At 61.4% G+C, this 24,405-nt stretch carries 22 protein-coding genes; 3 read left to right on the top strand and 19 right to left on the bottom strand.

What is annotated here, in order from left to right:
- Positions 1–8 precede the first annotated feature (8 nt).
- Positions 9–1,319 carry a c-type cytochrome gene (locus JOY50_RS05425; RefSeq protein WP_243054898.1) on the top strand — a complete coding sequence of 437 codons (1,311 nt, stop codon included), beginning with the start codon at positions 9–11 and terminating at the stop codon, positions 1,317–1,319.
- A gap of 57 nt (positions 1,320–1,376) precedes the next feature.
- On the opposite strand, the gene JOY50_RS05420 is transcribed toward JOY50_RS05425, so the two are convergent.
- The 10 genes from JOY50_RS05420 to JOY50_RS05375 all read right to left on the bottom strand — a co-directional run bounded on the left by JOY50_RS05420 (position 1,377) and on the right by JOY50_RS05375 (position 11,002).
- On the bottom strand, positions 1,377–2,309 hold the full coding sequence (locus JOY50_RS05420) for an alpha/beta hydrolase (RefSeq protein ID WP_243054897.1): 933 nt from the start codon (positions 2,307–2,309) through the stop codon (positions 1,377–1,379).
- 65 nt (positions 2,310–2,374) lie between these two features.
- Complete coding sequence (locus JOY50_RS05415; protein ID WP_238342209.1) at positions 2,375–3,607, bottom strand: OprD family porin; 1,233 nt, start codon at positions 3,605–3,607, stop codon at positions 2,375–2,377.
- Positions 3,608–3,702: 95 nt separating this feature from the next.
- Positions 3,703–4,572: an aldose 1-epimerase gene (locus tag JOY50_RS05410; RefSeq protein ID WP_243054896.1), complete on the bottom strand. Its 870-nt coding sequence runs from the start codon at positions 4,570–4,572 to the stop codon at positions 3,703–3,705.
- A 91-nt stretch (positions 4,573–4,663) separates the two neighbouring features.
- The gene (locus JOY50_RS05405) at positions 4,664–5,755 is read right to left on the bottom strand and encodes a mandelate racemase/muconate lactonizing enzyme family protein (RefSeq protein ID WP_138736620.1); all 1,092 of its coding nucleotides are present in this window, start codon (positions 5,753–5,755) and stop codon (positions 4,664–4,666) included.
- Positions 5,752–6,561: an NAD(P)-dependent oxidoreductase gene (locus tag JOY50_RS05400; RefSeq protein WP_138736619.1), complete on the bottom strand. Its 810-nt coding sequence runs from the start codon at positions 6,559–6,561 to the stop codon at positions 5,752–5,754. Before JOY50_RS05400 ends, JOY50_RS05405 begins: the two co-directional genes overlap by 4 nt.
- An 83-nt stretch (positions 6,562–6,644) precedes the next feature.
- Positions 6,645–7,934, bottom strand: coding sequence for an MFS transporter (locus JOY50_RS05395; protein WP_138736618.1), 1,290 nt, complete (start codon positions 7,932–7,934; stop codon positions 6,645–6,647).
- Positions 7,935–8,018: 84 nt separating this feature from the next.
- On the bottom strand, positions 8,019–8,312 hold the full coding sequence (locus tag JOY50_RS05390) for a Dabb family protein (RefSeq protein WP_063426077.1): 294 nt from the start codon (positions 8,310–8,312) through the stop codon (positions 8,019–8,021).
- A gap of 15 nt (positions 8,313–8,327) precedes the next feature.
- On the bottom strand, positions 8,328–9,734 hold the full coding sequence (locus JOY50_RS05385) for an aldehyde dehydrogenase (NADP(+)) (protein ID WP_138736617.1): 1,407 nt from the start codon (positions 9,732–9,734) through the stop codon (positions 8,328–8,330).
- A gap of 11 nt (positions 9,735–9,745) precedes the next feature.
- Positions 9,746–10,192: a nuclear transport factor 2 family protein gene (locus JOY50_RS05380; RefSeq protein WP_063426073.1), complete on the bottom strand. Its 447-nt coding sequence runs from the start codon at positions 10,190–10,192 to the stop codon at positions 9,746–9,748.
- Positions 10,193–10,195: 3 nt separating this feature from the next.
- The gene (locus JOY50_RS05375; RefSeq protein ID WP_063426071.1) at positions 10,196–11,002 is read right to left on the bottom strand and encodes a dimethylmenaquinone methyltransferase; all 807 of its coding nucleotides are present in this window, start codon (positions 11,000–11,002) and stop codon (positions 10,196–10,198) included.
- A gap of 172 nt (positions 11,003–11,174) precedes the next feature.
- Here JOY50_RS05375 and JOY50_RS05370 point away from each other — a divergent pair, with 172 nt between their 5' ends.
- Positions 11,175–12,794 (top strand): IclR family transcriptional regulator C-terminal domain-containing protein, encoded by a 1,620-nt coding sequence (locus tag JOY50_RS05370; RefSeq protein ID WP_138736657.1) that lies wholly within the window; start codon positions 11,175–11,177, stop codon positions 12,792–12,794.
- Between the two features lie 139 nt (positions 12,795–12,933).
- Here the strand turns inward: JOY50_RS05370 and JOY50_RS05365 are convergent, their stop codons facing one another.
- The 5 genes from JOY50_RS05365 to JOY50_RS05345 all read right to left on the bottom strand — a co-directional run bounded on the left by JOY50_RS05365 (position 12,934) and on the right by JOY50_RS05345 (position 17,897).
- Complete coding sequence (locus JOY50_RS05365) at positions 12,934–13,656, bottom strand: ABC transporter ATP-binding protein (RefSeq protein WP_138736616.1); 723 nt, start codon at positions 13,654–13,656, stop codon at positions 12,934–12,936.
- Entirely contained in the window at positions 13,653–14,426 is a 774-nt protein-coding gene (locus JOY50_RS05360) for an ABC transporter ATP-binding protein (protein WP_063426067.1), read from the bottom strand. Before JOY50_RS05360 ends, JOY50_RS05365 begins: the two co-directional genes overlap by 4 nt.
- The gene (locus JOY50_RS05355; protein WP_138736615.1) at positions 14,423–15,670 is read right to left on the bottom strand and encodes an ABC transporter permease subunit; all 1,248 of its coding nucleotides are present in this window, start codon (positions 15,668–15,670) and stop codon (positions 14,423–14,425) included. Before JOY50_RS05355 ends, JOY50_RS05360 begins: the two co-directional genes overlap by 4 nt.
- A gap of 9 nt (positions 15,671–15,679) precedes the next feature.
- Positions 15,680–16,618 (bottom strand): branched-chain amino acid ABC transporter permease, encoded by a 939-nt coding sequence (locus tag JOY50_RS05350; protein ID WP_063426063.1) that lies wholly within the window; start codon positions 16,616–16,618, stop codon positions 15,680–15,682.
- A 130-nt stretch (positions 16,619–16,748) separates the two neighbouring features.
- Positions 16,749–17,897 carry a branched-chain amino acid ABC transporter substrate-binding protein gene (locus JOY50_RS05345; RefSeq protein ID WP_063426061.1) on the bottom strand — a complete coding sequence of 383 codons (1,149 nt, stop codon included), beginning with the start codon at positions 17,895–17,897 and terminating at the stop codon, positions 16,749–16,751.
- Positions 17,898–18,220: 323 nt separating this feature from the next.
- On the opposite strand from JOY50_RS05345, the gene JOY50_RS05340 reads away from it, so the two are divergent.
- Complete coding sequence (locus tag JOY50_RS05340; RefSeq protein ID WP_063426059.1) at positions 18,221–18,946, top strand: FadR/GntR family transcriptional regulator; 726 nt, start codon at positions 18,221–18,223, stop codon at positions 18,944–18,946.
- A gap of 138 nt (positions 18,947–19,084) precedes the next feature.
- Here the strand turns inward: JOY50_RS05340 and JOY50_RS05335 are convergent, their stop codons facing one another.
- The 4 genes from JOY50_RS05335 to JOY50_RS05320 form a co-directional block, all read right to left on the bottom strand.
- The gene (locus JOY50_RS05335; RefSeq protein ID WP_243054895.1) at positions 19,085–20,533 is read right to left on the bottom strand and encodes an NAD-dependent succinate-semialdehyde dehydrogenase; all 1,449 of its coding nucleotides are present in this window, start codon (positions 20,531–20,533) and stop codon (positions 19,085–19,087) included.
- 63 nt (positions 20,534–20,596) lie between these two features.
- The gene (locus tag JOY50_RS05330) at positions 20,597–22,282 is read right to left on the bottom strand and encodes a thiamine pyrophosphate-binding protein (protein ID WP_243054894.1); all 1,686 of its coding nucleotides are present in this window, start codon (positions 22,280–22,282) and stop codon (positions 20,597–20,599) included.
- 25 nt (positions 22,283–22,307) lie between these two features.
- A complete protein-coding gene (locus JOY50_RS05325; protein WP_243054893.1) occupies positions 22,308–23,504 on the bottom strand; it encodes an FAD-binding oxidoreductase in 1,197 nt (398 codons plus the stop codon).
- A gap of 70 nt (positions 23,505–23,574) precedes the next feature.
- Positions 23,575–24,387: an NAD(P)-dependent oxidoreductase gene (locus tag JOY50_RS05320; protein ID WP_138736611.1), complete on the bottom strand. Its 813-nt coding sequence runs from the start codon at positions 24,385–24,387 to the stop codon at positions 23,575–23,577.
- Positions 24,388–24,405: the final 18 nt, after the last annotated feature.

Raw genomic sequence — 24,405 nt, 5'->3', positions numbered from 1 at the left:
AAGCTGGCATGAACAAGAAAAAGCTGCTGGTAGCGACTGTCGCCTCGCTGGCACTGGTGGGGCTGGGCGCCGCCCTGTACAGCAACAACAATACCGCTGCCGATGACGTCGCCGACGACCAGGTCACGGCCGCCCAGGCCAGTCCCGCCGACCCGGCCGCCATCGCCCGCGGTGCCTATGTATCGATTCAGGGTGACTGCGCCGCTTGTCACAGTGTTCCGGGCGGCAAGCCGTTCGCCGGCGGTTATGGTTTGCAGACGCCGTTCGGCGTGGTCTATTCAACCAACATCACCCCCGCCCTCAACACCGGCCTGGGCCACTGGACCGAGCGCGACTTCTTCCGTGCCGTGCGCCACGGCAAGCACAAGGATGGGCAGCTGTTGTACCCGGCCATGCCCTACAACGCTTACGTGCGCTTCAACGACGATGACATGCACGACTTATGGGCCTATATACGCTCACTGCAACCTGTCGAGCAGCCGGCAAAGCAGAACACGCTGGGCTTCCCGTACAACATCCGCCTGGCGATGCACGGCTGGAACCTGCTGTTCTTCGACAACTCACCGTTCCAGGCCGACCCATCGCAATCTGAGCAATGGAACCGCGGCCGGTACCTGGTAGATGGTGCTGGCCACTGTGCCTCGTGTCACACACCGAAGAACCTGCTCGGCGGCGATACTGGCCGCTACCTGCAAGGTGCCGATGTAGCCGGCAGCCATGCACCCGAAATCACCGGGGATCGATACCACGGTCTAGGGGCCTGGAGCGCCGAGCAGATCCAGCAGTACCTCAAGACTGGCAGCAACCACCAGGCAGTGGCATCAGGCTCGATGGCCGAGGTCATCGAGTTTTCGAGCCAGTATTTAAATGATCATGACCTGGCAGCGATTGCCGAATACCTGCATTCACTGCCAGGTTCGCAGGCCGCCAAGCCCGAAGCGCTTGCTCAAGCGACGCCAGTCATGCGCCGTGGTGCCGCCGTTTATGAGCACAACTGCATGGCCTGCCACAATGTCGGCGGTGAGGGCATCCCTGGCATGGTTACCGGCTTCGCCGACAATCCGGGGATTCGTGCAGCAAGCCACTCCAACCTGGTGACAACGGTACTGGCCGGCAGCAGAGCCGCGATCACCGAGGCAAATGTCACCGGTGCCGGCATGCCTTCGTTCGACTGGAAGCTCAGCAATGCCGACATTGCTGCGGTGCTGACCTACGTGCGCAACAGTTGGGGAAACGCTGCGCCAGAGATACCGGCAGCGGAGGTTGCGAAGGCCCGGGAGTACCTGGGCAAACCAGCAAACCTGCAAAACGGCTTCTAAGCCGCTGTCACGGTTGCAGTACCCCGCGCGAACGAGGGGCCATTCGGGTCACAGCACTCAGGGCTGTGATTCGAACCGTTCGGCCATCCATACGGCCATTCGATCGTAAAGCGCCTCGACCTCGTCGTCACCAAATGCCCTGAGGGATGAGTGGATCATCCCCCGTCCGACCACCAACTGAACGGGCACGGCACACTTGCTTAACGCGCTGGCATAGGCAACACCGTGATCGCGCAGCGGGTCAATTTCGGCGACACCGATGAACGCCGGCGCCAGTCCTTGATGGTTGTCTGCCTCAAGGGGCATGGCGCATGCATCCAACCGATTGGCATCATCAGGTAAATAGCCGGCCAGGGATTTCTGCAAGCCTTCAACAGTCATCATCGGTGCCTGGGCATGCTCTGACATGGAAGGTAAATCAGTGCGGGTTGTGAGCACCGGGTACACGAGCACCTGCCCCAACGGTTGTGCCTCGCCGTCCCTGCGCAATGCCATGCATAACCCTGCAGCCAGCGTCCCCCCGGCACTGTCGCCCGCGACGATCAGCCGTTCGGTGCACAGATCGTCGGCCAGGCGCCCTTGGCGCAAGCCTTGCCAGGCTTTCAGGCAATCGTCCAGCGGCGCCGGATACGGATGCTCTGGGGCAAGCCGATAGTCCACCGCGACGATTGCCGCTTGCAGGCGGGAAGCGAGGGCAAAGGCAAACCAGTCATGCGTATCCAGGCTACCCAGATCCCAGCCCCCGCCGTGCACGTACAGCAGTGTTGGCCATCCACCGCGTGGCGCAGCCGCCTGCGGCTTGTACACGCGCAGGCGCAAGCCTTCATGTTCAAGGTCATCGATGCGCCAGTGCGCGGGTGCCGCACCGGTGCATGCACGGCAGGCGGCGAGAAACGCACGCCTGCGCGCCTGCAGGTCCTGCCCTGCCGGCGCGAAGGCCTGGGCTCGTTCAACGTAGGCTCTCATGTGTGGGCTGAGCTGTTCAGACATCGGTTCGAAGCTCCAAAAAATTGCATCCACCGTCCCCGCGAGAAGTCGGTGGTGCAGTCGGCAGGTCAGAACAGCGGCAAGGTGTAGGCGATGATGACGCGGTTTTCGTCGCGCCGCCCGGTCGCATCGCCTTGCAGCTGTACGTTCCGCCAGCGTAGGGCCACGTTTTTCAGTGGCCCGCTTTGAATCACATAGGACACATCGATGTTGCGCTCCCACTCGCTGGCGTCTTCTCCGGCCACCTTGAAGTTGTCGCCGCGTACATACCGTGCGAAGGCACTCAGCCCCGGCACCCCAAGGGGGGCAAAGTCCAGGTCGTACCGGGCTTGCCAGGAGCGCTCTTGAGCACGGTCGAATCTCAGCACCTGCACGGCATTGGCGACTCCCGGCAGATCCGTGTCGTGAATGAACGGCAGCGCGCTGTCGCCCGCGTTGTACTGGTAGCCAATCCGGAACGTCTGGGCCTTGAGGTTCGCGCTGAGCATCGCAGACGTCATACGGCTGTCCAGCTTGCCCGCCCTTTCGCTGCCGGACTCGCTGGAATCCAGGTAGTTGAGCGTACCTGACAGGTTCCAGTCGCCCGCCTTCACTGCATGCGTGCCGGTATAGAGCGTCTGGTCGTAGACATCCTCCAGCCGGCCCGCCCAGACGCCCAAGGAGGTCTGTGGGGTCATGCGCCAGGTGCCCCCCAGGTAGTTGAAGCGGTCGCTGGTCACGCTCAAGTAGTTGCCCACCTGTATATCGCGATTGCCGGCAAATTCTCGCTGGTTAACCTGACGCATCTGCCCCAGGCCGATGTCCAGGTTCTCAATTTCGCGAATGTCCAGCATGGCACCTTCGAAAAACTGCGGAAGCAGGCGCGCATCCCCCGAACTGACCAAGGGAATCCTGGGGAACAGGCCGCCTACCTTCAGCTCACTTTTGGAGTACTTCAATTTCAACGCCGCGGTGGCTTCGGAAAATTCATCCGCCGAACGTGGGTCAGCATTGCGCGGTGCCCCCGCGCGCTTGTAGGCCCCTGGCAGCAGTGCAGTGCCACTGCGCGAGGGAGATGAGTCGAGTTTCAGACCGAGCCCTGCATATACATCGACGCCCACACCAATTGTGGTGTCGGTGTACCCGGATTCGCCTTTGAAGATAAAACCCTGAGCCCATTCTTCGAGTTTCGACTGCGCCGGCTTCGTCGAGTCACGTAGATCATGGTTGTAATAGAAATTGCGGAACGTCAGATTAGCTTTGCCATCCTCCAGTAACGCAGCCTGCGCGCAAAAAGGACTAAAGCCGATCAGCAGCGACAACGGTTTTGCAGCGCGAGCGAAGCCCGCTCCATACAAGGAGTGTTTCATTGTTTTTATTCTCAGTGCAGTGGGGGGGTTAAATCAGGAGCCAGTACTCAGTGACCGTGCCACTCGAAGTCGAGGGTGGCCGTCATTCTCGCTCCGGGCTCAAGCACGTGCGTTCCAACTTCGCGCCAGTCCGAGCGTGGGCGGTTGAACGCATCTGCCAAATGCGACACCGGCTCAAGGCAAACGAACGGTGCGTTCGCCGGTGCAAAGGCGACAAAATGCGACAACGGACTCGATGCGCTGATCGCCAGACGACCTTCGCGATACTCAAGGTTCAGCTTGCCGTCCCAGCGGGACTGGTAATGGGCCACGGCAGCCGGGTCATCGGCCTGCAGCGTGATGTCGGCGACCGCGTCGACAAACTCACCAGTGGCCAGGTACTGATCGTCGATCAGCCACTCACGCCCACGGCTGTAGCGAGCACGCATGCCGGGGTGGCGCTGGAAGTACGGATGCAGCCCGAAACCTGCGGGCATGTCAGTGTCACCCAGGTTTACCAGTGCCAAGGTAATGCGCAGGCAATTGCCTTCAAGAGTGAACCGTTGCTCGGCACGAAACATCCAGGGCCAGTGTGGGCCTTGATAAGTGCAAGCGATAAGCACCTGCTGCTGATCCGCGCTGACCACCTCCCAGGCTTGGGTATGGCTGATACCGTGAAGCGTATGCGGCTGTGCCGCAGGGTGGGCGGGTAGCTGGTAAGTCTGCCCGGCAAAGGACAAGCGCGCGTCTTTCAGCCGGTTGCAGTATGGCATCAGCGGATACGCGCCCGCCCGGGGCCAGTCCAACGGGTTGAACACGCTACTGCTGACCGGCAGCAAGATATCCAGCCCTTCGGCCTTGAGCGCGGCGACGCGGCCTCCCCACTCGGGGAGCAACCGAAGGGCCCAGATGGCATTGCTCAGTTCAATGGCTTGCATACAGCCTCCTCGATCAGAATTCCAGGCACAGCCAGCCCACACCGCTTGGTCGTAGCAGCTGTGCCAACGCATTAAATGAGGCGGTGAGCGATCAGCTCCGGCGGAAGCGCTCGATGACAGCAGTGTCGATGTCCACCCCCAGGCCTGCACCTTGAGGGATGTGCAACTGATTGCCCTGGCGCAGCGCCTCTATCGGGTAGAGCCAGCCGGCCGGCTCAACGAACAGGTACTCGACCTGCGGTACCGTCGGTTGAACCGCTGCTAGGTGCAGCGTGGCGATCAGGCCTGGCCCGAAATACGGGCAATGGGGCAGCACGACGGCCTTGTGCTGGCTGGCGGCCTCGGCGATGCGCAAGCATTCGGAGATACCCCCGACCTTGGTCACACTGGGTTGAATCGAGTCGACAGCACCGCTGAGCAACGCCTGTTCGAATTGCAATGCCGTGCACCAGTTCTCCCCCGCCGACAGCGGCACCCCTTGCCCACGCAGGCTCGCAAGCGTTGCGAAATCTTCCGGCGGGAAGATGGGTTCCTCCAGCCAGGCAAGCTTCATGTCGCGCAGCGCAGGCAGCCATTCGCGGGTGTTCTCCACGCTCCACGAGCAATTCACATCGGTGGCCAGCGGTACCTGGTCGCCGATCGCACGGCGACACGAGGCGATTTCATCCAGGGTGACTTCATGCAGCTTGATATCGCTGAACCCCATTTGCAGCGCCTTTTCACAAATGCCCGGCGCCACCTCGTTGTCCGCGTAGCGCACCATGCTGGCGTAGGCGGGAATCTGCTCTCGCGTGGCGTTGCCGAGCAAGCGATGCAACGGAACACCCTGGCGACGGGCAGCGAGGTCCCACAACCCGATATCGACCCCGGAAATGGCGAACATCGTTACGCCATAACGACCGAACAGGTGCAGGCGCAGCTGAATCTCGCGGTTCCATGCCGCGATATCGGTAATTTCGCGATTGAGCAGCAACGGCGCAATCAGGCGATCGATCAACGCCTTGGTGGCATCGGCAACGAAATAGCCAAAGGCTTCGCCCCAGCCGACATTGCCATGCTCATCCTCAAGGCGGATCAACACGTTTTCCAGGGTGTTCCAGGTGGTGGGCGTTATGCCTTGCCCTTTGCCGCCATCGTTGAACGGGATTTCGACGATGTGGGTATCGATTCTGACGATCTTCATACGGCCTCCAGCACGCTGGCGAGGGGCACACCGGCATACGCTCCGCCCACATGGTCACGGCCCGAACCAATCGCCGCCATCGCCTCGTACGGCAAGTAGTTCTCGGCCAGGTTGTGGTCAGCGGTATCTTGCGGCGCATAACCCAACGCGCGCGCGCGGCGGTTGTGGAACAGCGGGTTGGAGCTTTCCGAAACGCCGTAGACGATCTCTTGGCGCACATCCGGATGCTCAAGCCCGATCAGTGTCAGTTGCGCCAGGTCGCGGGCGCTCGTCCACATGCGCAGGCGGCGGGCATCCGACACCTTGGGGTCGGCATTGCCGATACGAATAATGAACGTGGCCAACTCGCTACGCTGCGAGAACGTGGCGCACGCTGCCTCGCCAAAGACTTTGCTGAGCGCATAGTAGCTGTCAGGGGCAACCGGCATGTCGTCGAAGCTTTGTGCGACGTCACTGCGGTACTGCCCCAGCACGTGGTGGCTGCTGGCGAAGACGAAGCGCTTGACGCCATGGCGCTGCGCCGCTTCGAGCAGGTAGAGGGTAGCGTGGTAATTGGGTTCGACCGTCGCCTGGAACTGAATATCGGTACCGTGCGCGCAGGCCAGGTGCAGGATGCCGTCGACGCCTTCTACCGCGCGTTGCACGCACGCAGGGTCAGTGAGGTCGCCGACCAACGCGGTTTCACCCTCACTCAGATGTTCGACAGGCTTGCGGTCGAACAGGCGCAGATCATAACGCTGACGGAGAAAAGGCCGCAGGGCGGTTCCGACGATACCGGCGGCGCCGGTGACAAGAAGCGTAGGCATGGCAAATTCCCAAATTCGTATCGATTGCCGGCACTTGGCTGGCCGTTCAATTTACAGCCCGGCCTGAGGCCGGGTGTCGAGGTTCAAGCCGCCGCCACTGCTGCGGTCTGGTTCGCAGGCTTCTGGCCAACGAAAAATGCAACGATCACCGCGCCCAGGATGCCCAGGCCACCTGCGAGCGCAAAACCACTGGCGTAAGTACCGGTCGACTGGATGATCATGCCGGTGACCGTGGGCGCGACGATGCCGGAGAGGTTAGCCAGGCCGTGCATGAAGCCGCCTGCAGTGCCCACCTGATGATCCGGTACCGCGTCCTGGATCAACGACCAGTAAGCCGGTGCCGTCAGCATCAGGAAGCCGATAGCGACCGTCATTACCACGACGGTGGTGGTCACCGATTGCACCTGGCCAGTCAGGCCAATGCACACTGCGGCAATTAACAGGCACGTCACCAGCACGACCTTTCGCGAAAACAGCTGCTTGCCTGTGCGCTTGAACACCCAGTCGATCAACAAACCGCCGCATACGAAACCCACGGTGCCGACCAACCAAGGCAGTGCCGTGACGATGCTCATTTCCTTCAGGTTGATGCCCTTCGCATCGATCAGGTAAGACGGGAACCAGGTCATGAAGAAATACAAGATGTAGTTGTAACAGAACAGCGAGATGCCAGTGACCAGTACCGAGCGTTGCAGGATGATCTGCAGCACCGGTGTACGCGGTGCATCCTGAGCAGCGGTAACAGGGGTTTCGCGGCCCTCATTGATTTCGGCCAATTCTTCAGCCGAAACGCGTGGATGCTCCTTGGGGGTCGAAGTTGCCAGGCGGAACCACGCGATCGCCCACAGCACACCGACCACAGCGATTACGACAAATGCAACGCGCCAGCCCAGCCAAAGGGCCAGAAAGCCGACAATTGGCCCGGCCAACGCACCGCCGAGCGGGCCACCCGCCTGATTGATGCCAATGGCACGGGCCCGCTCTTTGATGGGGAACCAGCTATTGACTGTCTTGTTGGCAGTGGTCGACACCGGGCCCTCACCCACGCCGAACAGCGCGCGAACGATCAGCAGCGACCAAAAGTTGAAAGCCAGGGCGGTCGAGCCGCACAAAACGGACCAGAAGCTCATCGACCAGGTCAGCACCCGCTTGGGCCCGAAGCGGTCTGCCAGGTAACCGCCGACGAAGCAGAACAAGGCATAGCCAAAGAAGAAACTGCTAAAAATCATGCCTTTTTCAGAAGGCGTGAGGTGGTATTCCTGGGTGATGAAGGGCATGGCGATCGACAGGGCAGCGCGATCGACATAGTTGATGATCATGGCGAGGAACAACATCGTCAAGATCGTCCAACGGTAGTTCTTTTTCTTGTTCATGGGCATCTCCGTCCTGTGCCTATTAACACAGGATCTTGTTGTTATGGCGCGCGAACCGATGAGGGGCGCGCGCCGCATGCACCGCTAGATGCTGTAGTCGACCGCTACCCACTCAAAGTACTGTTTCAACTCACTCACGAGCGACTGGTGTGCAGGGTGTGGCAGGTATCGCTCCACTGCAGCCGCGTCGTCGAAACTGGACTCGAGGATGTAATCCCAGCAGATCGGACGATCCAATTCGTTGGCCGCGACGTGCCAGTCGCGGATAAAGTCGATTTCCTTATCCAGGTTGCGCATCCGCTCAACCAGCCGCGCCTCCACAACCGGCTCCGGGGTAACGTTGGCCAGGCGCCGGAACATCACGATATGTCGCATCATCGCCCTGCCCTCCGCTCAGCCCAGCACCCAGGCGGGTGCATCCTGCAACGCAACCGGGCGCAGGAAGCGCTCGAGCGCGGCATAGCCCACCGAGGTCGTCTGCGGCGCGGTGGACGACGGCCATGGGCCGCCGTGCTGCTGCGCGTGGCACACCGCTACGCCAGTTGGCACACCCGCGAACAGCACGCGCCCTGATACGCGCTGCGCAGCACGCACCAGCTTGCGGTTATCCTCGCTGCCCTCGTCGGCGCCCCACAGGGTTGTGGTGAGCGTGCCGCCCACCGCATCAAGCAGCGCAACCACCTGCTCGATGGAGTCGGCGGTCACCACCAGTGCAGCAGGGCCGAACATTTCTTCACGCAGGTGCGCGTTGGCAATGAATGACGCGGCATCGGTAGCGAACAGCCGTGGCGCCGGGCCTGCGCTGTCCGGCGCGGGCTCGAACAAGGCCTGGGCATGCTCGGCGACAACGTTGGCCGCGGACTCGAACCCTTTCTGCATACCCGCCGTGAGCATGCGGTGGGTAGCGATGGGCTTGATCGCCTCGGCGAGCTGCGCGACAAACTGCTGGCTGTGCGGCGAATCCAGCAAGACGATCACGCCGGGGCTGGTGCAGAACTGGCCGCAACCCAAGGTGATCGAGCCGGCAAGGGTCTTGGCCAGGCCTTCGCTGTCTTGCGCCAGTGCTGACGGCAAGGCGATCAGCGGATTGATCGACCCCAGCTCGCCGAAGAAAGGCACCGGACGCGGGCGCTCGTTAGCGGCTTGCCACAGGGCCTTGCCCCCTTGGTATGAACCGGTGAAGGCAACTGCGGCAATGCCGGGATGCTGTACCAGGTAAGTGCCGCCTGCACGGGAGGCACTTTCCACCAGCGTCAGGACGCCCTCTGGCAACCCTTGCTCACGTACAACCCGAGCGGCCAGCTCGAACACGGCAGTGGAGAGCTCCGGGTGACCCGAGTGGGCCTTGACCACCACAGGGCAGCCCGCCGCCAGTGCCGAAGCGGTATCGCCACCCAGCACCGAGAAAGCAAACGGGAAGTTGCTCGCCGAAAACATTGCAACAGGGCCCAGAGCACGCTGCACGCGAGCCAGGCGTGGGCGGCCAGCCGGAGGCGCACCTGCCACCGCAGCGTCTTTTACCTGCTGGTACGGAACATTTGCTTCAACTTCAGTGGCAAAACCGCGCAGCTGGAACGCAGTACGGGCAACTTCACCGTTCAGGCGGGCTTCGCCCAAACCACTTTCACGGTCGGCGATCGCTACCAGTTCAGGTTGTTGCTGCTCCAGTGCGTCTGCCAAACCGCGCAGCAGGGCTGCCCGTACGCCTGGCGCGGATTCGGCCCAGCAGTCTGCAGCGGCGACGGCCTTGGCTACCACCTTGTCGATGTTGCTGAATGCCTGGTCTTGTTGCTTAGTCATACTGCTCTCCTTCAGCGCGCTTTGGCGGCAAGGTTGTAGCCGCGACCCTGATAGTCGAAATCGACCAGTTCGTTGATCGCCACCTCTTTGTCGGCCGGAGATGCGTAGTACGCACGGATCTCTTTGATCAGCCCGCTTTGCTCATCGAAGACGTACCATTCATCGCCGCGCAGCGCGGTTCCCAGCTTGGCCTTCCAGTGCGTCCACTCGATCACGGCTTCATGGCTGTCATGGCTGACGAGGATTTTCTCGATGGTCCACTGCGAGCCCAGGTTCTCCACACACCAGACCCACTTGCGCGCAATGGTGTCGGCGCTGCGCCATGGAATCTCCGGCAAGCCGGCCGGGAAGTAATGAACGGCGTCAGGGGTGAAGCAGGACACCAGCTTTTCGTAATCGGCTTCGTTGCAGGCATCAAAGTAGCGGCGGATGAGCTGGGCGTATTTATGTTCGGCCATGACTCAGTCCTTCTTGTCGATGATGGACGCAATTGCCGGGCGACCTGCAGCAACCCAAGCGTGATAGTCGCTGACCGATGCAGGGCTTGGCGGATATACGCCCCACAGGGCTTCGCCAGAAGCGATGCGCATGGCCAGGTAGTTCTCGATGTCGTCCTGTACGCTGCACACTTCAGCCAGCTCCTCGGCCAGGTGTGCGGGCACGATGGTCAAGCCATCAGCATCACCGACAATGATGTCGCCTGGGTAGACCGCGACGCCGGCGCAGCCGATCGGCACCTGCAGGTCAGCTACGTGGTGATAGGAAATTCGGGTGGTCGCGGTGATCTCGCGAGCGTAAGCCGGCAGGCTCATGGCAGCAATTTCACTGCCGTCGCGCAGTGCGCCGTCAGTGACGATCGCCTTGGCGCCACGTGCCAGCAGGCGGGTCACCAGAATATTGCCGGCAGAGGCGGCAGCGGGGTCGTTGCGGCTATCGATAACCAGCACATCACCCGGCTTGATCTGCTCCACACCTACCCATTGCAGGTTGTCATCGTTGGGCTTGGTGGTCATGGTGGAATAAGTGTCGATATCTTCACGCGCCGGGATGAACCGCATGGTGAAGGCACGCCCGGCGAACGGTTTCACGTCACGTGTCATGGCACGCAGGCCGACCAGGGCAGGCTGACGAAAGCCGCGTTTGAAAAGCTGAGTGGTCAGCGAGCCGCTGCTGCAGGTGGCGAGCTTGGCCAACACCTCATCACTGACCTCGACCTGCTTGCCGGAGACGCTTTCATGGGCGTCGGAATAGTTGTGGATGACGGTCATTGTTATGGATTCTCCAGGCGTTTTGATTCAACTCGTGCCCCCGGCAGTTCCCATATACTGGGAATGCATGCCATGGCGGCCCTTCTGTGATCGATTCTATGGCGGAAAAAACCGAGAGAAAGGGGCAGAATTCGCTCAGGCAATGCTGCGTTCCAACAGATGGGAATTTCAGATGAAAACAGGTGAAGGTACCGCCGCACTGGAAAAGGCGCTGGATGTGCTGCAGGCAGTCGGCGCGATGGCTACGGGAATCAGCCAGACGCAGCTGGCTGAGCAGGTCCAGTTACCGCGCACGACGCTGTATCGAATTCTCGCAACCCTCGTCGAGCGAGGCATGATTCGCCGCGATCCGACCCGCAAGGTCTACCGACTCGGTTTCAAATACTTGGAAATGGTGCGCAACGCCTATATGGAGCCAGACCTGGTCGCGACCGCCAGCAGCGAGTTGCGCTCGCTGCGCGACCTGACGGGTGAGACCGCGTACCTCGCCGTACTGGACGGTGACCAAGTGCTGTCACTCGAGCGTTGCGATGGCGCACACACCACGCGCTCCTCTGCCAGCCTGGGTCAGGGCAAACCTGTTTACTGTACAGGCCAGGGCAAGGCCATTCTCTCTGCGCTGCCGCCAGCCGCCAGAGACGAAATCCTCAAGGGGGTCGTGTTGACGCCTTTGACCCCGCTGACCATCACCGATCGACGTCGGTTGTTGGCCGAGCTGCAGATCACCAAAGCCCGCGGCTATGCGTTGGACGATGAGGAAATCCGCCTGGGCGTGCGCTGCGTCGCAGCGCCCATCATCGACAAGCAGGGTGTTGTGCGCGGCGCCTTGAGCGTTGCAGGGCCAGCCTACCGCCTGACATTGGAGCGGCTTGGTCTGCTCGGCCCGGAGCTTGCCGATGCCGCCAGGCGCGTGGGCGAGCAGCTACGCGCCACGCCCCCGGCACGCCCCGACAGTGCGATGGTGGTGCTCCCGGGCCCCTGGGCATTCCATGGTGCCTTTGCGCGCTGGTGCCCCACCCGGAACAGGCTGTACTGGGCAGATACCTTGGCGCCGGCAATCCATTACTGGGATGGCAAACGCAGCCAGTTGCTGATGCGTCTTGATCTGCCTATCACGGCAATGGAGCTCTGCGCCGATGGGCTTCTGGTGGCGCAGACCGGCGGCTGGTCGTTGTTCGATTGGGAGGGTGTGGAGCACCCTGTCCAGGATGTGCTGGGTAGCCGTCTGCTGGCGCTGGCTACCCACCCTTCGGGGGCATTGTGGGCCTGTGCGAAAACACCGGGGGGTTGCGTGATCGGTGAGCTGAGTGCCGAAGGCGAACTGCGCAACGGCTGGAGCGTCAACGAGCTGATCACCAGCTTTCGATGGGATGCCAAGGGGTCCGCGGTTTACGCCATCGCGTCGAGCGTCGGCAACATCCTGTTCATGCAGCCAGGCAGTAACCTCATCCGCAGGCTCGCGTCCCTGCCACCCGGGGGAGGCAGCTTCAGTGGGCTCGCTCTCGATGCCGAAGGCGGTGTCTGGACCACTCAGCGCGACGGATGGAGCCTCGCCCGTTTCGATGCGGACGGTAATCTGGACCGCATGATCGGCTTGCCAGTGCCCTCACCCACCGACCTGTGCTTCGGTGGCGAAGACGGTCGCAGCTTGTATATCACCAGTGCACGACAATCGCTGAACCTCGAAATGCTGGGCAGCGCGCCTGACTCGGGCTGCTTGTTGAGGGTGGATGCAGGCATTGCCGGCGAGCTGGCCGCAGTGGGTGACTGGAAGGTCAACTCATCACGCTAGCCTCAGTCACCCTGTTGTCAACATCGACTCATACCAATAAGCATCACTCAACAGCATATAGCCCAAGACCATGCAGATATTGACGCCAGGGTGGCACAGCACCCCGGCAACCTGATGGCAACACTTCAGACACCTGCGGCTACTCGCCCAGGTAAGCTTTCCTGACCTGGTCATCGTCCAGCAGCGTCTTCGAACAACCTTCAAGCGTGATTTTTCCACCGTCGATGACGTATGCCCGCTGGCAGGTCTGCAACGCCAACCGCGCATTTTGCTCGACGAGCAACAGCGTCACACCGCCTTTGACGACGTCGACGATGGTTTCGAAGATTTTCTGCACAATGATCGGCGCAAGCCCCATCGAGGGCTCGTCGAGCAATAGCAACTTGGGTTTGCCCATCAGGGCGCGGGAGATGGCAAGCATCTGCTGCTCCCCCCCGGACATGGTGCCGGCCAGTTGCTGCGAGCGCTCCTTGAGCCGTGGAAAGATGCTGTACATCCGCTCGATGTCAGCCGAAATCGCGCCCTGGCCATCCTTGCGGCTAAATGCGCCCATTTCCAGGTTTTCGTGCACGGTCAACTTGGGGAAAATACCGCGCCCTTCCGGCACCAGGGCGAGGCCTTCACGAATCAGATCATGGCTCTTGATAGCAGCATGCGCCTTGCCATCAAAGGTGATGCTCCCTGAAGCAGGTGTCAGCAGGCCTGCAAGCGTCTTGAGGGTGGTGGTCTTGCCAGCACCATTGGCCCCGATCAAGGCAACCATTTCACCCTCGCCGACCTTCAGGTCGATCCCTCTGATCGCTTGAATCGCACCGTAAGAAACCTTCAGATCGTTTATTTCCAGTATGTTTTTCGTGCTCATGCCACTGCCTCCGAGCCCAGATACGCTTCAATCACCCGCGGATCCTTTTGCACCTCTGCTGGTAAACCATCTGCAATCTTGCGGCCGAACTCCAACACCGTGACGTGATCGCACAAGCCCATCACCAGCTTCACATCGTGCTCGATCAACAGCACCGTCTTGCCATCCGACTGCATCTTGCACATCAGTTGCCGAAGCCCTTCGGTTTCGGAGGCGTTCATGCCTGCCGCAGGCTCGTCGAGGGCGATGAGCTTGGGCTCTGTGGCCAGTGCCCGAGCGATTTCCAGGCGGCGTTGATCGCCGTAGGACAAGCTTTTTGCCAGCTCCCCGCCCAGATGCCCAATACCGACGTAATTCAGCCAGTAACGGGCAGCCTGACGGATTTCCCGCTCCTCCCGCACACAGGCCGGGGTTCGCAGAATGGCGCCGAACACACCGCTGCGGGTGCGCACATGGCGTCCGATCATCACGTTTTCCAGGGCAGTCATGTTGTGGAACAGACGAATGTTCTGGAAGGTGCGCGATATGCCGGCTTCCACCACCTTGTGGGGTTTACTGATGCGCAGCGGCTTGCCATCGAACATCACCCGCCCCTGCTCGGCCCGGTACAGTCCGGTGAGCACGTTGAACAGCGTGGTCTTACCAGCGCCATTAGGACCAAGCAGGCCGCGGATCTCGCCGCGACGGATCGTCAGGTCGATGCCGTGCAATGCCTGCAAGCCACCAAAGAACTTGCTGACCTGATGCAACTCGAGAAGGATATCGCTCATGCCTTGTCCGCCTCTTTGATAGGGAGTTCGAAAGATGCTTCGCTGGCCTGGGCATGAACGGTAGTGCTCATTGCCGCAGCCACCGGCTCGGCTTCAGGATCGCCATCGTGCAATTCGGCGCGCCGTCGATCGGAGGGCCACAAGCCTTCGGGGCGGAAACGCATGACCAGAATCAGCGCCAGACCGAACACCAGCATGCGCAGGGTCGAGGCATCGAGCACGTTGCGCAGGATGTCGCGACTGATGAAGGTGACATTGTCCATCACCCATGGCTGAATCCAGTTGACCAGGTCACGGAACAGCTCTGGCATCACCGAAAGGATCAACGCTCCCAGCACCACGCCACGGATCGAACCCATGCCACCCAGCACTACCATGGCGAGGACCATGATCGACTCCATCAGGGTGAACGACTCCGGGCTGACAAAGCCCTGGTAGCTGGAGAAGAGCACACCGGACACACCGCCGAAGGTCGCCCCCATGGCAAAGGCCAGCAGTTTGAGGTTGCGCTTGTTCAGGCCCATGGCCTCGGCGGCCACTTCGTCTTCGCGAAGGGCCATCCAGGCGCGGCCGATACGCGAGACCTCCAGCCGCTTGGACAGCACGATGCAGAGGATGACGATGAACAGGAAGAACAGGTAATAGCTGATGACTGGCGATACGTGCACGCCGAACAGGCTCCAGCCTTGCTGCAGTGACAGCAACGGTGCCGCGCCCTCCCCCGGCGCATGCGACCATGCGCCGCCATCAATGTGCAGCGGGGCAATGCTGCTGATGCCCTGCGGGCCATTGGTAAGGTTCACCGGCTGGTCGAGGTTATTCATGAAGATGCGGATGATCTCGCCAAAGCCCAAGGTAACGATCGCCAGGTAATCCCCACGCAGCTTGAGCACAGGCGCGCCGATCAAAACCCCACAGATTGCGGCAGCCACGGCCGCCAAGGGGATGATCACCCACACCGGCCAGTCCAGTACGCTGTCGACCAGGCCCGCCAGTTGCAAATGCGGCGAAGCGAGCAAGGCGTACAGGTAGGCGCCGATGGCATAGAAGCCGATGTAACCCATGTCGAGCAGGCCGGCGTAACCGATCACGATGTTCAGCCCCAGCGCCAGCAGCACGTAGAGCATGGCGAAGCCAAGGATGCGCACCCAGGTCGGGCCGAGCATAGGGATGGCTTCGACCAGGAACGGCAAGGCTATGAAACCGATGATCAACAGCAGGTATTGAGTCTTGAGGTTTTTCATGATGCCCCCTTACGCCCGGTCAGCCTGGCGTTCGCCAAGCAGACCATTGGGGCGGATCAGCAGCACCAGGATCAGCACGGCGAAAGCGAAGATGTCCTGGTAGTTGGCCCCCAGGAAGCCACCGGTGATCTGCCCGGTGTAGCCCGCTGCCAATGACTCGATCAGGCCCAGCAGCAAACCGCCTGCCATCGCCCCGAACAAGTTGCCGATACCGCCGAGCACCGCCGCAGAAAACGCCTTCAAGCCCAGCAGCAAGCCCATGTAGGCGTCGGCCTGGCCGTAGTTGACCGCGCGCATTACCCCTGCGATCGCGCCCAGACTGGCACCGATCAGGAACGTAGCGCTGATCACCCGGTTGATATTGATGCCCATCAGCCCGGCCACTTCCTGGTTCTGCGCCGTGGCGCGCATGGCCTTGCCCAGGCGAGTCTTGTCCACCAGCAGCCACAGACCGAGCATGATCACCACGGCAATCAGCATGATCGACAACTGCACGTTGGTCACCGTGGCGCCGAACACATCCACCGGCTGGGTCTCGACCACTTCAGGGAAGGTTTTGTAACCACGCCCCCAGATCATCATGGCCAGGTTCTGCAGGGCGATGGAAATACCGATTGCAAGAATCAGCGGGGTCAGCCGCGGCGCTTTGCGCAAGGGCCTGTAAGCATACTTTTCCATGCCCTGCGCCAGTAGCATGCACACCACCACAGCAGCCATGATCGCCAGCAGCAAGGTGATGATTCCTGGGGCAAAGCCTGCGCCAGCAAGCATGGTCAGTACCGAAATGGTGACCATTGCACCGACCATCACCACCTCGCCATGGGCGAAGTTGATCAGGCCAATGATGCCGTAGACCATGGTGTAGCCCAGGGCTACCAGGGCATAGATGCTGCCCAACACAAGGCCGTTTAGAACCTGTTGCAGCAAGATATCGAAATTACCGTCCACGCGCTGAATCCTCGAAACTGCATTAATGTCGGCGCACAGCGGCTCAGCACCACACGCCGACAGGCCTGGCAGATGGGAAAAGTCTTCTTGTTATCTGGCAGGCCGGCGCCTGCTTGTTATGGGGTGACGCTTAGTCGCGCTGGACTGAAAGTGTTTTCCAACCGCCATCGGCGAACTGGAACACCGTGGCCGCCGGATTTTTCAGATTACCTTGGTCATCGAAGGCGATAGTGCCGGTGACACCCTCATAGTTCTGGCTTTTGAGCACAGGCAGGTAGACTTTGGGGTCGTCAGAACCGGCCGTGACCATGGCGTTGATCGCGGCCCAAGTGGCGTCGTATGCAGCAGGCGAGGACTGCACTACGCCGACCCCGAATTTATCCTTGAGTTTCTGCTCGAAAGCCGCCCCTTTTGGCATATCCAGCAAAGGCGTGCCGTAGTTCCAGGCGTAGGTGCCTTCCGCAGCGTTACCGGCCATCTGCTTGAACTGGTCATTAGGAAGGTTGCCGATATTCATGAAACGCGCCTTCAGGCCAAGGTTTTTCATCTGCCGGGCCATCGGCGCTGCCTGATAATCCAGAGCGGCGAAGAACACAGCATCGGCTTTTTGTGCCTTGGCCGTGGTGAGGATGGCATTGAAGTCGGTGGACTTGTCGTTCGTGTACTCGCGAACCACCACATTGCCACCTGCAGCCTTGACCGCCTTGGTCACCTCATCGGCAAGGCCCTGGCCATAGGCAGTGCGATCGTCGAAAATGGCGATGCGTTGGGCCTTGAGCTGGCTGACCAGGTAATTGCCGGCATAGCGGCCAAGGGTGGCGTCGTCGTTGACGGTGCGAAACACCGATGGAATGCCCTGGCGGGTCAAGGTCGGGTTGGTGGCCGACGGCGAGATTTGCGGTATGCCCGCAGCGGCATAAATCTTGGAAGCCGGGATGCTGGTGCCGGAATTGTAATGGCCGATAACCACCGCGACCTTCGAATCTACAAGCCGCTGGGCGACGGCAGTGCCGGTACGCGGGTCAGCGACATCGTCTTCGGATACCAGCTTGAACTGGGCAACCTTGTCGCCGATTTTAAGCTGCTGCTGGTTGGCCTCTTCGACCGCAATCTGGATGCCATGCTCGACATCCTGTCCTTGGTGCGCCGAAGGGCCGGTCAAGGGGCCGGCGAAGCCGATCCTGACGATTTCACTTTCTGCTGCATTCGCCGTCCCCATGGCCATCAGCAATGTTACCGCGGTCGCAAGGGCTGTACGCCCTCCCTTATTGTTATTCATGCTCAGCTCCCAGTAGTAATTGGACGAACCTCGACATCGCTTACCGCATGCGAAATGGCCAGAAAGCCCTCGCACTTGTAAGATAACAGGCAGCAGACAACTGTCAATGGTGTATGCTTGGCCTGTCGTTAAAAAAATTTTCGGGCATGCAGGAATGCGCGTGGGTGGGCGATCACGCTCATACAGATCAGATGTTTGATAACATATGCCTACAACATCACCGCTGGTTGGCTACGGATCCCGCCGCAAGGGGCATCAGGGCTGCGCGCAACCTGCCGGAGAACCAACCGTGATGAGCCAATCAGTTTCAGGAGCAACTTTCTATGAATGCGTCGTTAGGAACGCGTCGCGCCAACCTGGCGGAAACCGTCATCCAGGAGCTGTCCAGCCGAATAGACAACGGCACCTACGGCCCAGGCGACAAACTGCCGTCCGAGCAGGAGCTGTGCAAGGAATTCAATGTCAGCCGCCCGGTCATCCGCGAAGCCGTTGCTTCACTGCGCCTGGGCGGACGCTTGATCGCACGCCAGGGCGTGGGCGTGTTCGTGGTCGAGCAGGATGTCAAACGCATCGGTTTCGCCATTGACAGCGTCGTCGATGACGTGCGCGCTGCCGCGCAGATCCTCGAACTACGCCTTGGCATCGAGGCTGAATCGGTGGCCCGCGCAGCCGAGCGACGCAGCCCCGCCAGCATGGCGGCGATCACAGAGGCATTCGATCGCTTCAATTCGCTGGACGGTGCCACGCAAGAGGAAGAAGCCCGCGCCGATTTCGAGTTTCACCTGGCGATTGCCCGTGCTACCAATAATCCGCACTTTACCCAGTTGCTGGAAGCGCTGGGGCCGGACATCATCCTTGACCTGAACCTCAAGCACGGCCAGGTTACGGGCAAGAACCGCCAGGCGCACATCAAGAAAATCGGCCGCGAACATGGCGCGATCCTTTCAGCAATCAGCATGGGCGATGTGGCCAGTGCGCGAACGGCGCTGCGCAAGCACCTCGAAGAGAGCCTGTCGCGCTACCAGCGCTTGCTCGACACCAAGGCCTGATCGCTCTCCTGTACCGGCCTCTTCGCGGCAGAAGCCGCTCCCGCATTGACCGCTGCTTCAAGCAATGCGCCGTACCTGTGGGAGCGGCTTTAGACGCGAAGAGGCCGGTACAGGCGACCTCAGAGGCTCAGCAATACCTTATAGCCCCAGGCACACATACTTGAGCTCCAGGTAATCCTCGATGCCGTAGCGAGAACCTTCCCGGCCCAATCCCGAGGCCTTCACCCCACCAAAGGGCGCCACCTCGGTCGCCACCACGCCGACGTTGACCCCGACCATACCGTACTCCAGCGCTTCCGACACACGCCAGATGCGCCCGACATCCCGGGCATACAGGTAGCAGGCCAGCCCGAACTCGGTGTCGTTGGCTTGGGCGATGACCTCCTCCTCGCTGGCAAAACGGAAGATCGGTGCCACCGGACCGAAGATTTCCTCGCGCGCCACGCGCATGTCCCGCGTCACGTCCGCGAGCAAGGTCGGCTCGAAGAAGGCTTCCCCCAACGCATGCCGGCGACCGCCCGCCAGCACCCGCGCCCCGGCCTCCACCGCGTCGCCAACCAGCCGTTCGACACCGCTGACCGCACGCGCATCGATCATCGGCCCGACCTGCGTTCCAGGCGCATCTCCTGGACCCACAACCAACTCAGCTACTCGTTCGGCGAACCGCGTCACAAAACGCTCATAGATGCCGTCCTGGATATAAAACCGGTTGGCGCACACGCATGTCTGGCCGCTGTTGCGGAACTTGGCAATCAACGCGCCCTCGACTGCTTTTTCCAGATCGGCATCGTCGAACACGATAAACGGCGCATTGCCACCTAACTCCATGGTCACCTTTTTGACTGTCGCAGCCGACTGCTGCAACAGCTGGATGCCGATAGGCGTAGAGCCGGTGAACGACAGCTTGCGCACCACCGGGCTCGCCGTCAGCTCTCCGCCAATGGCGGCCGAGTCACCAACCACCACGTTGAGCACGCCAGCAGGAATGCCCGCGCGCTCGGCCAGTACGCACAGTGCCAAGGCGCTGAAGGGGGTCTGCGAGGCCGGCTTGAGCACCAGCGTGCAACCTGCCGCCAATGCCGGGGCCGCCTTGCGGGTGATCATCGCTGCCGGGAAATTCCACGGGGTGATGGCCGCGCACACCCCGATCGGCTCCTTGGTGACGAGCAGACGCCGGTCGGCGTTCGGCGAAGGGATCACATCGCCATAGATGCGCTTGCCCTCCTCGGCATAGAACTCCACATAGGCGGCAGCAAAGGCGATCTCGCCACGGGACTCCGCCAGCGGTTTGCCCTGCTCGGCGGTCATGATGCGCGCCAGATCTTCCTGGTGGGCCATGATTTCGCTAAACCAGGCTTGAAGCCGAGCGCCACGCTCCTTGGCGGTCAGGGCCCGCCACGCAGGCAAGGCGCGCTCGGCAGCCGCAATGGCGCGACGGGTTTCTTCCGCGCCCATGCGCGGCACATGGCCCAGCACCTGCCCGGTGGCCGGATTGGACACGGCAATGCGCAGGCCACTGTCGGCCGCCAGCCATTGGCCATCGATATAGCAAACTTCACGCAGCAGATCACGATCGGCAAGTTTCATGTCGATTGACTCGTTCGGGGGATGAAAAAAGGTGGGGCCGTACCGCGCCCCACCTGAGGTGAATCAGCGCTTGGCGTGCAGGGCCTTGTCACGGATCTGGCTGAGGGTCATGCGTGGGGTCAGGGCTTCGGGGTCGATCTGCACCTCGATCAGAGCCGGCTTGCCCGAGGCCTGGCAACGCTCGAACGCGGCGGCAAAGTCCTCGGTTCGGGCCACGGTCTCGCCATGCAGGCCGTAGGCGCGGGCCAAGGCGGCGAAGTCAGGATTATGCAGCTCGGTGCCGGACACGCGCCCTGGATAGGTGCGCTCCTGATGCATGCGAATGGTGCCGTACATGCCGTTGTTGACCACCACTGTGATCAACCGGGCATCGTAGTGCGCTGCGGTGGCCAGTTCCTGGCCATTCATCAGGAAGCAGCCGTCACCTGCAAACGCCACCACCGTGCGCTGGGGATAGGTCAGCTTGGCCGCCACCGCCGCAGGCACGCCGTAGCCCATGGAACCGTTGGTGGGCCCGAGCAGCGTTCGGAACACGCGGTGCTGGTAGCCGCGGTGCACCCAGCCGGTGTAGTTGCCGGCACCACAGGTGAGGATGCTGTCGGCCGGCAGGGCCTTGTTCAGCCAGGCGATCACTTCACTCATCTGCACATCGCCCGGCGAACGCGGCGTATCAAAGTTGCCGCGGTAGCCGTTGTTCAGGCGGGCGACCCAGTCGGCGAACGCCGTCGGCCGCACTGCCGGCAAGGCAGCGGCCTGGTCGAGGAAGCTGGCCGGCCCGGCATTGATGCCCAAGGTTGGCTGGTACACCCGGCCGATTTCTTCGGCACTGGCATGCACATGCACCAACACCTGCTTGGGCGTGGGAATGTCGATCAGTGCATAGCCGCCCGTGGTCATCTCACCCAGTCGAGCACCGATGACGATCAGCAAGTCCGACTGCTTCACCGCATCGACCAGTACCGGGCCGGCGGCCAAGCCGAGGTCGCCGGCATAGTGCGGGTCGGTATTGTCGAACAGGTCCTGGCAGCGGAACGATGCCGCCAGCGGTAGTTTCTGGGTCAGCACGAAACGTTTCAGAGCCGCTACTGCCTGGTCGTTCCAGCCACCACCGCCGGCAATCACCAGCGGCCGTTCAGCCCTGGCCAGCAGCGCCTGCAGGTCAACCAGCGCCTGCGGTGCCGGGGCGGCCTCCACGCGTTGTGCAGGGCGGGCGTCGGCCACCTGCACCAGGTCGGTCAGCATGTCTTCTGGCAGCGCGATCACTACCGGGCCAGGGCGGCCGCTGATGGCACGCTGGAAGGCCTGGTTGACCAGTTCGGGAATACGCGCGGCATCGTCGATTTGCACTACCCATTTGGCCATCTGCCCGAACATGCGTCGGTAGTCCACCTCCTGGAAGGCTTCACGTTCGATCTGGTCGCGGGCTACCTGGCCGATGAACAGCAGCATTGGCGTGGAGTCCTGGAAGGCGGTGTGCACGCCCACCGAGGCATTGGTGGCACCCGGACCGCGGGTGACGAAGCAGATGCCCGGCTTGCCGGTCAGCTTGCCATAGGCCTCGGCCATGTAGGCAGCACCACCCTCCTGGCGGCAAACGATCAGGTCGATCTCATCCTGCACATCGTGCAGCGCATCGAGCACCGCCAGGTAGCTTTCGCCCGGCACGCAGAACGCACGCTCGACACCGTTGATCCGCAGGGCATCGACCAGCACCTGGCCGCCACTGCGCTTGACTTCGCAATTGCTCATTGTTGTTCTCCCTCAGGCGCTGCGGTCAGATGACTGAATCTTCCAGGAACGGTTTGTTGTCGATCACCCGCTGATAGCTCAGCGCACCCAGGTCGAGCGTGCGATAGGCGCCGTAGGTAATCAGTTCGGACAGCCCGCGACCGATCGCCGGTGCCTGCTGCAGCCCATGGCCGCTGAAGCCATTGCAGAACAGGAAATTGCCCACCTCGTTGTGCGGGCCGACGATGGCGTTGTGGTCAAGCACACAGAAGTCGTAGTGCCCGGCCCAGAAGTTGACCACCTTGATACCTTCGAACGCCGGCACGCGCTCGGCAAGAATCGGCCATACCTCCTCGTCGAATTCCTCATGCAGGACGTCGAAGTCTTCGAAGTCCACTTCCGGGTCGTTCTTCGGGTAGGTGCCGCCCAGGTAGAACTTGCCCTCCGGCCGGAAGAACACGCCGGTCGGGTCGATGGTCAAAGGCACGGTACCCTCCAGCGGGGTGCGGCAATCGAACACGAACAGCGAACGGCGACGAGGCTCGACCGGTATATCCAGCCCGGCCATGCGCGCCACTTTGGTGCCTCGGGTACCAGCGCAGTTGACCAGCAGCCCACAGCCGATACGCTCGCCACTGGCCAGCTGCACGCCCGTGATGCGGTCACCCTCGCGCTGGATGCTAGCCACTTCGTTTTCGATGTATTCGATGCCCAACGAACGGGCCTTGCGACGGAAGCCGTTGAGCATACCCAAGCTGTCGAACCAGCCCTCGCCGCTCTGGCCATAACTGGCGCCAGCAAGGCTGTCGATGTTGACCCACGGGAACTTGCGCTTGAGCTGCTCGGGGTCGAGCAAATGCACATCAGCGCCATGCGATACCTGGGTATCGTGCAGGCGGCGCAGTACTTCGTAGCCCTTGTTGTCGCCGAGAAACAGATAACCGTTTTCGTGGAAAGCGAGGTCCGGACGGTCCCCATCCAGTTCCATGATGCGCGGAAAGTCACGCACGAACTCGGCGCCAAACTTGGAGATTTCGATGTTTATCGGGTTGGAGAACTGCTGACGGATCGAGCTGCTGGAAAGCGCCGTGGCCGACTTGTTGTAGGTCCAGTCGCGCTCGATGACCAGTACTGTTCCTTTGAAGTCCGGGTTGTTGGCCAGAAAATAGGCAGTAGCACTGCCGTTGACTGCGCCACCGACGATTACCACATCATAGTTTTGTTGTTTAGCGGTAGAAGCCATGAGGTAAGCTCTCTTGAGTTTTGCGGCCCCTGTGGCAGCAGCGCTAGAGCACTGCCACAGTGCGCTCAGGTCATTTCGGGTCTTCGAAGTGGCCGGCACCCGCGAAGTTGCCGCCGTGGTAGCGTGCCGCAGGCTCATCCGGGTGCAGGGGTGGATGCTCGGCAAGGACTTTCTCGCGGTAATCGTCGGCGCTGTCTCTGGGCTGGTAGCCAAGCGACGAGGCCAGGCGGTTGTCCCACAGGCTCTCACGGTTGGCCGACATGCCGTAGACGATCATGTGCCCGACCCGAGGTGCCAGCAGCGAGCGCTCGGTGAGCTGGGCGAAGTCGTCGAACGACAGCCAGGTGGCAAGCATGCGCCGGTCCAGCGGCTCGGGGAACGACGAGCCGATGCGCAGGTTGACCGACTCGATGGCGAATTTATCCCAGTAATAACGGCCCAGGTCTTCGGCGAAACACTTGCTCACGCCGTACAGGCTGTCAGGGCGGTGCGCGGCGGTGGCGTCGATGGTTTCGGTGCGGTCGTAGAAACCGATGGCGTGGTTGGAACTGGTGTACACCACGCGCCTGACGCCATTGCGCCGCGCCGCTTCATAGATGTTGTATGTGCCAACGATATTGCCGTTGAGGATCTTCTCGAAGGTGTCCTCCACCGGTACGCCACCTGCATGCACGATGGCGTCGACGCCTTCGGTCAACGGCAGCACATCAGCGAAGTTGGCCAGGTCGCAGCGGATCAGCTCTTCATGCGGTGCGGCATGGCCGAGGTCGGCGATATCGGTCAGGCGCAGCTCATCGGCGAACTGTGCCAGGTGCTTGCGCAATACGCTGCCCAGGCGCCCCGCGGCGCCGGTGATCAGCAGGCGTTTGAATGGCTTGCTCATGGTCTACCTCTATTCGAT

Source organism: Pseudomonas sp. BP01, from assembly GCF_022760795.1.
In the GTDB taxonomy this organism is placed as follows: Bacteria; Pseudomonadota; Gammaproteobacteria; order Pseudomonadales; family Pseudomonadaceae; genus Aquipseudomonas; species Aquipseudomonas putida_Q.
The sequence above is the reverse complement of the archived record's forward strand: the minus strand, read 5'-3'. Positions and strand labels throughout refer to the sequence as shown.